Source organism: Lysobacterales bacterium, assembly GCA_016703225.1.
Lineage (GTDB): Bacteria > Pseudomonadota > Gammaproteobacteria > Xanthomonadales > Ahniellaceae > JADKHK01.
Map to the genome: position 1 here is coordinate 560953 of JADJCM010000002.1, position 12519 is coordinate 573471.

Sequence of the window (12519 nt, forward strand, 5' to 3'; positions counted from 1 at the left end):
ACCCCCGGATCGCGCCGCGCGAGGGTGGGTACGCAGCGCCGCATCGCCGGCCCTTGCGCATCGGTTCGCGCGCATGGTTGTTGGTGGTGCTTTCTTCCGTTGTTAAAACAAGGTGCAAATATGACAAAGCGTAGTGCGCTCTCCATGGCCATCCTGCTCGGTCTGGCCGCGGCCATGCCGGTGGCTGCCCAGAACACGTCCGCAGCGGTTTCCGGTCGTATCGTTGACGAGACCGGTGCTCCGGTCGCCAACGCGACCGTGGAAATCGTCCACGCGCCTACTGGCGCCCGCAAGTCGGTCACCACGGATGCCGATGGCCGCTACGTTTCGCGCGGACTGCGTGTCGGCGGGCCATACTCGGTCTCGGCGAACAAGACCGGCCTCGAAGCGATCAAGAAGGACGACGTCTATCTGGTGCTGGCCGAAGTCTCGACCGTCAACCTGACCATGGACGACGGCGCGACAGACCTGGAAACGGTCGAAGTCGTAGCCACCGCCTCGAACACCATCTTCTCCTCCGACAACACCGGCACCGGTTCGAACTTCAACCGGGAGCAGATCGAGAACGCACCGACCATCAGTCGCAACATCCAGGACATTGCTCGCCTGGACCCGCGCATCGTGCAGATCGACAAGGACCGTGGCGGCTCCATCTCCGCCGGCGGACAAAATCGCCGCTATAACGCGATCAACATCGATGGCGTGCCCTCGAATGACGAGTTCGGCTTGAACGACAGCGGTTCGCCGTCGCTCAACAACGCCATCTCGATGGACACCATCGACGAGTTCAACATCACGATTTCCAGCTACGACGTGACCAAGTCCGACTTCGTCGGCGCCAGCATCGACGCGGTCACCAAGAGTGGCACCAACGAGTTCCATGGCACCGTCTATGGCCTGTACCGCGACGGCGACTGGTTCGGCGACATCACGCCGGTGGCGCCGCAGCAGACCGTGGGCCGCGACCGCGCGACCCAAGGCGAAACCCAGTTCACCTCCTATGAGCAGGACATCACCTACGGGCTGACCTTCGGTGGCCCGATCATCCAGGACACGCTGTTCTTCTTCGTTGCCTATGAGGAATTCGAGCGCGGCAGTCCGAGCTCGAACGTCGGGCCAATCGGCTCGGGCGCGACCGTCATCGTCGACGTGACGCAAGATGAACTCAACCAGATCGAGAGCATCGCCAGCGGCTACGGCATTGATGTCGGCGCCACCGGCGGCGCAAACGCCGACAACACCGATCAGAAGATCCTGGCCAAGCTTGACTGGAACATCAGCGATGCGCACCGCGCTTCGTTCCGCTACAACAAAACCGAGGGAGAGCAGCTCACTGCCGGTCGCCTGAGTGCCAGCGACTACTCGTTCAGTTCCTACTGGTACTACAACGCTGCAACTTTCGAGAGCTACGTCGGCCATCTGTACAGCGACTGGACCGACAGCCTGTCGACCGAGTTCTCGGTGTCCTATTCCGAGTACGACGGTAGCCCGATCGTCAATTCGCGCGCGCCGCAGGTCGCGATCCGCGTCGCTTCCGGGGACCAGGTCACGCTGGGCACCGAACAGTTCCGCCAGGCCAACTTCCTGACCCCCGAGACCACCACCGCGTATCTCGCTGCGGACTACTACGCCGGCGACCACACGATCAAGTTCGGCGCCGACTGGAAGCGCAACGACATCTACAACCTGTTCGGGCGCGACGCCTACGGTCTGTACACCTTCAGTAGCGTCGCCGAATTCGCCGCCGGCAACTTCGCCACCTACTCGGTGCGTCTGCCGACCAACGGCATTCTCGAATCCCGCGCGGCCGACTGGACCCTCGACAACCTCGGCCTGTTCCTGCAGGACACCTGGGCGTACAACTACAACCTGTCGATCAACTACGGCGTCCGCGTCGATATCCCGAACACTGGCGATCGTCCGCAGTTCAATCAGTCGGTGTACAACACCTTCGGCCTGCGCAACGACGGCACCATCGACGGCAACTCGGTGGTGCAGCCGCGCGTCGGCTTCAACTACACCTTCGACAGCGAGCGCCCGACGCAGCTGCGCGGCGGGTTCGGCCTGTTCCAGGGTTCGACCCCAGGCGTGTGGCTGTCGAACTCGTTCTCGAACGATGGTCTCAACTTCTTCGAGGTTTCGCTGCGCAACCAGGGTGGCTTCACCGGGGATCCGGATCACCCGCTGTGCCCGGCGCCGTGCAATCCGTCCACCGGCCGCCAGGTCGTCGATATCCTCTCGCCCGACTTCCAGCAGCCCACCGTGTGGAAGGGCAACCTGGCGTTCGATCACGAACTGCCGTGGTGGGGCCTTGTTGCGTCGGCCGAGGTGCTGTTCACCGAGGTCGAATCGGCGATCTACTACGAGCACCTGAACATGGGTCCGGCCCGCGGCGTGTTGCCGGACGGCCGCTACCATTACTGGCGCGACACCAACGCCAACACCTTCACCAACGCGACCACGCGCGCACAGATCACCAACTTGGGTGCGTTCCAGCGCTTCGGCGCCAACCCGGCCTTTGGCGACGTCGTTCTGCTCGACAACACCACCAAGGGCAGTGGTCGCCAGGCGGTGGTGAGCCTGGAGAAGCCGATCGAGGATCATTGGTACGCCAAGGTCGCCTACACCTACACCGAGGCGACCGAGGTGCAGACCGGTACCAGTTCGCAGGCCGAGACCAACTTCCGCACCAACCCGATCTTCAACATCAACGAAGAAGTGGCGGGCAAGGCGGCTTACGCGATCAAGGACCGGTTTAGCGCGTACCTGTCGTACAAGAACGACTTCTTCGGCGACCTCGACACCACCTTCGGCATGTTCTTCGAGAGCCGTTCGGGACTGCCGTTCAGCTACACCTTTGCGGGTGATGCCAACGGTGACGGTCGCAGCACCAACAACGACCTGTTCTACGTGCCCACGGGTCCGGGCGATGTCGTGTTCACCGATGTGGCTACCGGCGGCACCACCATCACGGCCGCCCAGCAGGAGGCCGCGTTCTGGGCCTACGTGGAGGGCAACGATTACCTGAACTCGCATCGCGGCCAGGTGGTGGAGCGCTTCAGCGACAACATGCCCTGGGTCAATCAGGTCGACGTGCATATCGCCCAGGATCTCCCCGGCTTCTTTGGCGACAACAAGTCCGAGATCTTCCTGGACATCGTCAACTTCGGGAACCTGCTGAACAAGGACTGGGGCATGGTCGAGGAAGTGGGCTTCCCGGGCTTCATGCAGGTCGCGCGCATGGCCGGTGTGGATGCCAACGGCCGCTACATCTACCAGTTCACCCGCGTGCCGACGATGCGCACGCGTGACGAAGTGGGCCAGTCGCGCTGGTCCGTGCAGGTCGGTTTCCGTTACGAGTTCTGAGCGTAGCGCTTGCGGCAAATCGCGGCGGCCCGCCTTGTGCGGGCCGCCGTTTTTTCGGGCGCCGCCTTGACCAGGCCCGATTTCTGCGGAATTCTCTGTGCCCGCCTCGACGGCATCAATCCAAGATCTGACCAGCGGAATGGTCAACATCAGCCTCTTCAAGAACTTCGTTCCGCTCGGCGCGCTGCTGCCGACCGATCGCGCCGAACTGGCGAAGTACGCGCGTGTTGGTACCTACCAGCCCGGACAGATCCTGTTCTCCCGGGGCGAGTCGGCGCAGACGGTGCCGTTCCTGATCTCCGGCGAGATCGAGTTGTTCGACGGTGCGCATGCGAGGGTCGTCCGCGGAGACACGCCGGAAGCGCGCAATGCACTGGCTGCAGGCCTGCGCCGCGCAGTGACCGCCACCTGCCTGAAGACCGCGCAGGTGTTGATCGTCGATCGCGAACATCTGGACCTGATCCTGACCTGGTCGCAGACCGGCGGGCTGGTGGTCACCGACCACGGTTCCAGCGGCCGCGAAGACGAGCCCCAGGACTGGATGACGGCGCTGCTGCAGAACCATGCATTCCACCGTATCCCGCCGGGCAACATCGCGCAGCTGTTCGCGTGCATGCAGTCGGCGCGGTTCGCGGCCGGTGATGTCGTGATCCAGCAGGGCGAGCATGGCGACAGCTATTTCATCCTGACAGAGGGCCGCGTGCAGGTAGTGCAGCAGGACGTCGATGGCATGAACGAGCAGGAGGTTTCGCTCCTTGGCGTCGGTCGTGGCTTTGGCGAGGAGGCACTGCTTTCCGGCAATCCGCGCAACGCGACGGTGCGGGCGCTTACCGAGATCGCGGTGATGAAAATCGCGGCCCAGGACTTCGAGCGACTGCTGAAGGCGCCCGTGCTTTCGCAGATGACGCTCGAGGAGTTGACCGCTGCGCATCAACTGATCGACGTGCGCCTGGCCGGAGAGTTTGCGCTAGGCCATGTGCCGGGAGCGATCAACCTGCCGCTTGCGCACCTTCGTGAACTGGCAGTGCAACTCGACGTGCGCAGGCCCTGCGCCGTCTATTGCGATTCGGGCCGGCGTAGCGCTTCGGCCACGTACTTGTTGTGCGAACGAGGTTTCGACGCACTTCTCGTTGCAGGCGGCGTGCCTGCGGAATTGATGACCGAGTCGGACTGACCCGGCATCCGGCGCGGTCGCGCCCTGATCAGAGGAACCACCCCAAGATGTCCCCAGTTACCTTGAATGCCCGCATTTCGCCGATGGGCGGAATGGACATGCTGTCGCGCCAGGAAGTTGGCCGCCTGCGCGACGCCAGCCACGGTGGACTGCACCAGTTGATGCGTCGCTGTGCGCTCGCGGTGCTCTCCAGCGGCTCCACCTCCGACGACCCGCGTGCGTTGCTCGAGCGTTACCCCGATTTCGATATCCAAGTGCACCAGCAGGACCGCGGCGTCAAGCTGGAGTTGCTGAACGCGCCGGGCGAGGCCTTCGTCGAGGGCGAGATCATCCGTGGCGTCAGCGAACTGCTGTTCGCGGTCGTGCGCGACATCGCCTACGTCGCCAGTGACATCCAGTCTGGCCGCTTCAATCTGGAGGAGTCGAACGGCATCACCAACGCCGTGTTCGAGATCCTGCGCAATGCGCGCATCCTGCGCCCGCATCTGGACCCGAATCTGGTCGTGTGCTGGGGTGGCCACTCGATCAAGCGCGACGAGTACGAGTACACCAAGAAGGTCGGCTATCAGCTAGGTCTGCGCGGTCTCGACATCTGCACCGGCTGCGGCCCGGGAGCGATGAAGGGCCCGATGAAGGGCGCCACCATCGGCCACGCCAAGCAGCGACGGCGCACCAACCGCTACATCGGCATCACCGAGCCTGGCATCATCGCTGCCGAGTCGCCGAATCCGATCGTCAACCATCTGGTGATCATGCCCGACATCGAGAAGCGACTCGAAGCCTTCGTGCGCGTGGCGCATGCGATCGTGGTGTTCCCGGGCGGTGTCGGCACGGCCGAGGAGATCCTGTACCTGCTCGGCATTTTGCTGCATCCGGAGAATGCGGCGATCCCGCTGCCGATGATCCTGACCGGCCCGAAGGAATCCGCAGCCTATTTCGAGCAGATCGACGCTTTCCTGAAGCTCGCGCTGGGTGAGGCCGCCGCCGCCAAGTACAGGATCATCATCGACGATCCCGGCGAAGTTGCCACGGTCGTCAACTCCGGGATCGAGAAGGTGCGTCGCAACCGCATCACCGAAAAGGACGCGTTCTTCTTCAACTGGTCGCTGAAGATCGACGACGCCCTGCAGCAGCCGTTCAAACCCACCCACGCCAACATGGCCAGTCTCAAGCTGGACCGCGACCAGGACACCCACGTACTCGCCGCCGAGCTGCGCCGCGCGTTTTCCGGCATCGTCGCCGGCAACGTCAAGGAAGAGGGCATCCAAGCGATCGAGCAGCACGGCCCCTTCGAGATCCACGGCGAACCCGAAATCATGACCGCCCTCGACCGCCTGCTCGCCGCCTTCGTCGCGCAGCAACGCATGAAACTTCCCGGCGGCTCGGGCTATCAGCCGTGCTACCGGGTTGTTTCGTGACGGAGTTCCCGATGCGTGGTGCCTCGCCTCGCCGTTGACCGGGCGGAGTCCCCGTTCGTCGGTCCACTCTTGCCCGGGAATTGCGGCACAGCTAGCGTAAGAACTGTCGAAAAACCGGTGACTCAACGCCATGCGGACTTTACTCGCCCTTGCAATCGCACCAAGTCGCTCGCGACAGGCAGGCGTCACGCTGCTGGAGCTGATCGTCACGGTGATTATAGCCGCCATTCTCGTGGCTTTGGCGCTGCCCAGCTTTCAGTCGACAATCAATTCTTCGCGCGTATCCGGGCCCGCAAATGAAATTGTGTCCACGCTGCAACTGGCGCGCATGGAAGCGTTTCGTCGCGGTGAGCGCACCGTGGTGTGTCGCAGCGAGAACGCCGACACGGCGGCACCGTCGTGTACGACCAGCGCCGGTAACTGGGGTGGCTGGCTGGCGTTCGTCGATGTCGATGCCAACGGCAACGTCAATGGTACGGATGTGGTGCTGCGCGCAACGACCGTGAACGCGCCCGCCGTCGTTGTGCCGAGTCCATTGATTTCATCGGGGTCCAACAGCATCGTGTTCCGGGCGGATGGCTTGGCGCGTGCATCAAGCGGTGCCTTGCTGGTCGCTAAGGTCCGGGTGTGCGTGCCGACGACCACCCCGCCGCAAAACGCTCGAGACGTGGCCATTTCTGGCGGTTCACGCGTCTCCGTGGCTCGTAGCAATGCTGCGGGCGCCTGCGCAGCCCCCGCGAATTCTTGATCGCAGGAGATGTCATGAAGCGTATTCGTCCATCCAGAAATCGAGTCAGGCAGACGGGATCGAGTCTGTTTGAGGTCATGATCGCGGTGTTGGTGTTGTCAACCGGCATGCTTGGCGTGGCCGCAATGCAGGCTATTTCATTGCGCAACAGCCAGAGTGCGTTCCAGCGCAGCCAAGCCATCTTGTTGGCCTACTCCATCACCGAGGCGATGCGCGCGAATGTGGAAGCTGCGCGGATATCCCCCGGGTATACGCTGGCTTTGCCCGCGACAGGTTGCTCGGTGCCGCTGGCTGGCAGCACCTTGATTTCGAACGACCTCAACGCTTGGGTCTCCGCGATCCAGACGACCATGGGTGCCGGTGCTTGTGGAGGTATCTCCTGTACTAGCGGCGTTTGTGAGGTCTCCATTCGGTGGAACGACGAAGGCGGAAGCGGTGGCTCTGCGGCGCAGGAACTGCACACTCGGAGCTTGCTATGAAGGGTGTCCACCGCATTTTCGATCGTCACGCCGTCGCAGGTCTCAGTCTGGTCGAACTGATGATTTCGATCGTTCTCGGGCTGCTCATCACCGGGGCGGCAGTGAGCATGTTCTTGTCCTTCAGCCGCACATATGCCGCCTCGGAAAGCCTGTCTCGATCCCAGGAAAACGCGAGAGTCGCATTTGAGCTGATGGCGCGCGATCTGCGCGAGGCGGGAACGGTTCCGTGTTCGCGTCACATTCCAGTCACTAATGTGTTGAACGGCGCCGGCAGTTCCTGGTGGAATAGCTGGGCCAGCGGCATCGTAGGCCACGACAACGGCGCATTGTCCGGCAGCGTGGCGGGAACCGATGCCATACAGACTGTTTCCGGCTCGTCGGGCGCCGCCTATGTAACGAGTCATGTCACGGGCACCGCGACTTTCGGCGTGACGCCCGCGACTCATGGGTTCGTAGCGAATGACATCCTGATGGCGTGCAACTACAGCCAGGGCGCGATTTTCCAGATGACGGGTGGCGGCGGCGCGACGGTGATTCACAACAACTCCGGTACTCCAGGGAACTGCAGCAGGGGGCTGGGCTTCAAGGTTCCTCCGCTCTGTACCCCGGTGGGCGAGGTGTACCAGTTTCCCGATAACTCGACGCTGGTCCGGCTACAGGCGACCCGATGGTACGTCGCTGCCAACGGCCGTGGTGGAAACTCGTTGTTCCGCGTCTCATTGCGAGGATCCTCCATTGCCGCCCCTGAGGAAGTGGTTGAAGGCGTGGTTGATATGCAGGTCCGTTACTTGACCCCACCATCGGCCAGCTACCGTCCCGCCAATGACAATTCCGCATCTGGAGTTTCCGATTGGTCTGCTGTGACCGGTGCCCGGATTTCGCTCATCCTCGCCGGTTCGGAACGCGTAGCAGCAACCGGCGTGCCACAGCCATCTCTGGATACCTGTCACACCGGTTATACCCCACCGAGTGATGGGCGGGTCTATCGGTGTGTTCAACACACCGTCGCATTGAGGAGTCGAAACAAATGAAGCCGTCTGTGCCCCGTTTTATTCGATACGGTCGTCAGCGCGGCGCGGCGCTTGTGGTCGTGCTCATCCTTCTGCTGGTGATGACCTGGATGGGCGTGTCCAGCATGCGAGGAACGGCGATGGGCGAGCGTATGAGTGCTGGCATATACGACCGCAGCCTCGCTTTCCAAGCTGCCGAAACTGGGTTGCGTGAGGGGGAGGCGCTCCTCAAGGCGAAGACACCGTTGCCGGCCGCGGGGGCTGGCTGCAGTGCCGGATTGTGCGGTTTGCGTTCAGATCTCATCGCTGGGGATGTGATGCGTTGGGAGGATACGGCGATCGCGTGGCGCGAATCTAGCTCTGCTCTTGGGGTTGATAATTCGGGCACGGGGGGCATCGCCGTTGCTCCCGAGTTTCTGGTCGAGCACATGGGCATGGGTGAGAATTCTACCGGCTGTAGCAAGAAAAAACCGAAGAACGCGCAGTGCGAGTCGCCGCGATACCGTGTTACCGCGCGCAGCAGCGAGGCCGATCGTGCGCGTGTGTTGTTGCAAGCTCATGTCGCTGCTTACTGAACGAGGTGCAAAATGAACCAGATTGCCGTCCTCCGCGAATCCGCAATCGAGCGTCTGATGCGTCGAACCGCGATCAGTGCCGTAGTTGCGCTGAGCGTCGTGGGTCCCGCTCAAGCCGGTATCGTCATTCCGAACAAACCGTTGCAATCCGGGGCGTCGGTGCCTCCGAATGTGGTGCTGGCCCTCGATACCTCGGGTTCGATGGGTTATCGCAGTCTACCGAATTACGACATCTCGCTGGGTGGCGGAGGCTTGAGCACCACCGACGATGGGGACACCATACCGATCGGCGGTCCGGATGGCACGCGTGAGCTCAGCAACACGACCAACGTCTACGATTTCGACTCCGACAACATCCCCGACGTCTCCTTCCGCACCTACACCTACAACACGCTGTCGTACAACCCGAACGTTATTTACCAGCCGTGGATGCAGGCGAGCGGTGCACCGATGGCCAGCACGCCCTACAGCGCCGTTTGGACGGACGGCAGCCACGTCGGTGGGGCGACCGGTACGACCTCGTTGTACGGGTATACGCCCTACTTTCTCGTGCCGAAAGCCGGCGCGACCAACCTGAACGACGTGACGCAGTACTACCGCTATCAGTTCACCAACTCCGGCAGCCTTGTGCGGAGCGAGCGCGACGAAGTCAATTCGACGACGACGGTGTTGTACACGCAGAACGGCCTGTCGGCGACCAGGAACAATTGGACCAACGGCGGCGGTACCGGCGTGACGGCGCCTGCGAACGTGGCCTCCGGTCGTTCCGCGGCATTCACTTTGCCGGCGAGCGTGGCGAGCCTTACCGTCCGGTTGACGGGCGGTGACGCCGACGCCAACCTGTATCTTCGCTTCGGGGCATTGCCGACGACTGGAACCTACACGCAACGGGCGAGCGGTAGCAGCAGCAACGAGACCATCACGATTGCCAACCCAGCTGCAGGTAACTGGTATGTCGGCGTGCGCGCCGCCAACAACGCCAACAGCAATACTTTTTCGAATGTCACGCTCCGGGTGGAGTACACGACGGGTGACCCGGAAACCGGCGTCGCCAGCGTTGGCTGCGCAACGACCACCAGCGGGTGGGGCTGGCGGCACTGCAGCTACGCGACCCCCACCGGCCGCAGCGAGGCCGATGAACGCCAGAACTACGCGAACTGGTGGTCGTTCCACCGCACCCGCATGAAGGCCGCCAAGGCTGGTGCGTCGCGCGCGTTTTCCGAGTTGGGTGGCGATTTCCGTGTCGGCATGGCCGGTTTGGGTTCGATCCCCTTTAGGATTCCGGTCGACTCCGATGGCGGTCTGTTCCGTGATCGAACCTCTCCGGTGACGAGTAATCGTACCAATTGGTTCAACAGCCTCTTTTCAATGGATGACAATGGGGGCACGCCGTTGCGCAGTGCACTCCAGCGTCTGGGCAACTACTACTCAGAGTCCGGCGCCGGCAATCCCTACAAGGGAACGGGCGTATCCGAGTTGGCCTGTCGCCAGAACTTCGCGATCCTGACGACCGATGGCTATTGGAACGGAGACGGCGGGTTCACCGGCATGAGCGGCGACGAGGATGCAGGGACCACAATTACTGGGCCGAACTCCGCTTCGTACACTTACAGTCCAGTTCGACCCTACTTGGCGGCTGCTGAGAATACGCTTGCCGATGTGGCGATGAACTTCTGGAAGAAGGACTTGCGCACAACCTTGGACAACGAGGTGCCGACCTCCAATGCCGATCCGGCGTTTTGGCAGCATATGGTCACCTTCGGCATCTCTCTCGGCCTGCGTGGCGATCTCGAGGATTCGGATCTACCGGCGCTGGAGGCAGGTACCTTGAATTGGCCGGATCCTGGCAGTTCCGATCCGGCGAAAATCGACGACCTCTGGCACGCCGCGGTCAACGGTCGCGGCAAGTTTGTCGCCGCGACGAATCCGCAGGCGTTCGCTCAAGCACTGCGCTCGGCCCTATCAGCTGTCGTTGAGCGCACCGCGTCCAACTCCAATCTGTCCGCCAACAGTGCAACACTTGGCACCGACACTCTGCTGTTCCAGGCGAGGTTTACCTCGAATCGCTGGGTTGGCGAAGTGGACGCCTACGACGTGACAGACACGGGAGCGGCTCTGACTCCAGCGTGGTCGGCCTCGGAGCACATACCTGCCCCCGGTTCTCGCACACTCCTGACTTGGGACGGTACTGCGGGTGCAGATTTTCCGACGACCGCGCAGGCGAGTTACTTGAATGCGGTCGATGCCGGAGTGACCGACTATCTGCGCGGTGATCAGAGTCAGGAAATCGCCCATGGCGGCAGTTTCCGGGACCGCTCGCACCTGCTCGGTGACATCGTCCTCAGTTCGCCCTTTTTCTCCGTCGACTCCAACACGATTTTCGTGGGTGCCAACGATGGCATGTTGCACGCTTTCAGCGGCGCCACAGGCGAAGAGCAATTCGCCTACGTTCCCGGAGGTGTCGATCTCGCAGCGCTGCGTTCGCTGTCGTCAGACAGCTATGCCCACGCCTATTTCGTAGATGGCCCTGTGTTCGTCGCGGAGCGCGCGTCGAACGCCGACGACAAGGCCTATTTGGTTGGCGCGTTGGGGCGCGGCGGAAAGGGGGTGTTCGGGCTGGACGTGACGGATCCAACGAACATCGATGCGAGCCACGTGCTTTGGGACTTCAATCCTACCGCGCACGATTTGATGGGCAATGTGCTGGGTCGGCCGTTCATCGCCAAGGCAAACGACGGTTCGACAGCGGTTTTCGTGGCGAATGGGCCCAACAGTACGAATGACAAGGCTGTGCTCTACGTGCTCAACATGACGAACGGAGCTGTTATCGCCGAAATCGACACCGGCGTGGGTAGCGCAGCCGCGCCAAATGGGCTTTCTGCGCCCATCGGTTGGGACAGCGACGGCGACGACGACGTCGACACGGTCTATGCCGGTGATTTGCTGGGGAACCTCTGGCGTTTTGATGTCAGCTCCACCTCGCCGAGCAACTGGTTGACTGCTGCGAGCCGCAAGATCTTGCACTCGGCCAAAGACTCTGCTGGCAACGCGCAACCGATCACCGGCGCCCCGGAGATCGGAATCAGCCCGGTTGACGGCAATGCATGGGTGTTCTTCGGCACCGGGCGTTTGCTCAACTCCGATGACTTGTACAACGTCGACGGAACGGCAAACACAAAGGTGCAAACTTGGTACGGAATCAAGGATGAGCTGACGACCATCGGAGCACGTGCGGCAAACCTGCAGCAGCGAAATATTGTCTCGATTGGTGCGGTTGACGGTAACGTTGTCCGCGGTTTCGAGCCGAACGCAGATCTTCCCGCGGGCAAAAGGGCTGGTTCATCGATCTGGTGGAACCGCCCCTGGCAACCAAGTTGGGTGAGCGCATCCTCACCGATACGGTGCTGATCGGCAAGACACTGCTGGTATCCAGCTACATCCCCATCGCCGACGGCTGCGTGGTTGATGGTCGCGGTTATATCAACGCGCTGGATGCATTCACGGGCACCAGCGTCTCGGAAAACTTCTTCGATGTCGATGGCGATGGCGAATTCGACGACGACGTTCTCGGTAGTGGCAGCAGTGCCGTAGGCGTTGGTTCGGTCGGCACGAGCAGTTCTCCAGGACAAGGCTTGATCATCTCGGATACGCTCTTTCAACCCAAGCCGGTTGGCGCACAGGAAGTCGGCATCAACAACCCTGCGAACCGGGGACGCATTTCTTGGCGTGAGTTGATCAAAGAGTAAGAC

At 62.0% G+C, this 12519-nt stretch carries 9 protein-coding genes; all 9 read left to right on the forward strand.

Going from position 1 to position 12519, the window contains the following annotated elements:
- Window positions 1-120: 120 nt before the first annotated feature.
- Window positions 121-3366 carry a TonB-dependent receptor gene (locus IPG63_11155; GenBank protein MBK6727804.1) on the forward strand — a complete coding sequence of 1082 codons (3246 nt, stop codon included), beginning with the start codon at window positions 121-123 and terminating at the stop codon, window positions 3364-3366.
- Window positions 3367-3505: 139 nt separating this feature from the next.
- The gene (locus IPG63_11160; protein ID MBK6727805.1) at window positions 3506-4540 is read left to right on the forward strand and encodes a cyclic nucleotide-binding domain-containing protein; all 1035 of its coding nucleotides are present in this window, start codon (window positions 3506-3508) and stop codon (window positions 4538-4540) included.
- Window positions 4541-4587: 47 nt separating this feature from the next.
- Window positions 4588-5958, forward strand: coding sequence for an LOG family protein (locus IPG63_11165; GenBank protein ID MBK6727806.1), 1371 nt, complete (start codon window positions 4588-4590; stop codon window positions 5956-5958).
- A 130-nt stretch (window positions 5959-6088) separates the two neighbouring features.
- Window positions 6089-6706 (forward strand): GspH/FimT family pseudopilin, encoded by a 618-nt coding sequence (locus IPG63_11170; GenBank protein ID MBK6727807.1) that lies wholly within the window; start codon window positions 6089-6091, stop codon window positions 6704-6706.
- Window positions 6707-6720: 14 nt separating this feature from the next.
- Window positions 6721-7185 (forward strand): type IV pilus modification protein PilV, encoded by a 465-nt coding sequence (gene pilV / locus IPG63_11175; protein MBK6727808.1) that lies wholly within the window; start codon window positions 6721-6723, stop codon window positions 7183-7185.
- On the forward strand, window positions 7182-8216 hold the full coding sequence (locus IPG63_11180; GenBank protein MBK6727809.1) for a PilW family protein: 1035 nt from the start codon (window positions 7182-7184) through the stop codon (window positions 8214-8216). The genes pilV and IPG63_11180 overlap by 4 nt, the downstream gene beginning before the upstream one ends.
- A complete protein-coding gene (locus tag IPG63_11185) occupies window positions 8213-8770 on the forward strand; it encodes a hypothetical protein (GenBank protein ID MBK6727810.1) in 558 nt (185 codons plus the stop codon). The genes IPG63_11180 and IPG63_11185 overlap by 4 nt, the downstream gene beginning before the upstream one ends.
- Before the next feature lie 12 nt (window positions 8771-8782).
- Window positions 8783-12178, forward strand: coding sequence for a pre-peptidase C-terminal domain-containing protein (locus tag IPG63_11190; protein MBK6727811.1), 3396 nt, complete (start codon window positions 8783-8785; stop codon window positions 12176-12178).
- Entirely contained in the window at window positions 12145-12516 is a 372-nt protein-coding gene (locus IPG63_11195) for a hypothetical protein (protein ID MBK6727812.1), read from the forward strand. Before IPG63_11190 ends, IPG63_11195 begins: the two co-directional genes overlap by 34 nt.
- Window positions 12517-12519: the final 3 nt, after the last annotated feature.

What these genes read in the sequence shown, in the direction of transcription:
- IPG63_11190 (MBK6727811.1), top strand. Translation starts at nt 8,783, where the DNA reads ATGAACCAGATTGCCGTCCTCCGCGAATCCGCAATCGAGCGTCTGATG.
- IPG63_11170 (MBK6727807.1), top strand. Translation starts at nt 6,089, where the DNA reads ATGCGGACTTTACTCGCCCTTGCAATCGCACCAAGTCGCTCGCGACAG.
- IPG63_11155 (MBK6727804.1), top strand. Translation starts at nt 121, where the DNA reads ATGACAAAGCGTAGTGCGCTCTCCATGGCCATCCTGCTCGGTCTGGCC.
- IPG63_11165 (MBK6727806.1), top strand. Translation starts at nt 4,588, where the DNA reads ATGTCCCCAGTTACCTTGAATGCCCGCATTTCGCCGATGGGCGGAATG.
- IPG63_11160 (MBK6727805.1), top strand. Translation starts at nt 3,506, where the DNA reads ATGGTCAACATCAGCCTCTTCAAGAACTTCGTTCCGCTCGGCGCGCTG.
- IPG63_11185 (MBK6727810.1), top strand. Translation starts at nt 8,213, where the DNA reads ATGAAGCCGTCTGTGCCCCGTTTTATTCGATACGGTCGTCAGCGCGGC.
- pilV (MBK6727808.1), top strand. Translation starts at nt 6,721, where the DNA reads ATGAAGCGTATTCGTCCATCCAGAAATCGAGTCAGGCAGACGGGATCG.
- IPG63_11180 (MBK6727809.1), top strand. Translation starts at nt 7,182, where the DNA reads ATGAAGGGTGTCCACCGCATTTTCGATCGTCACGCCGTCGCAGGTCTC.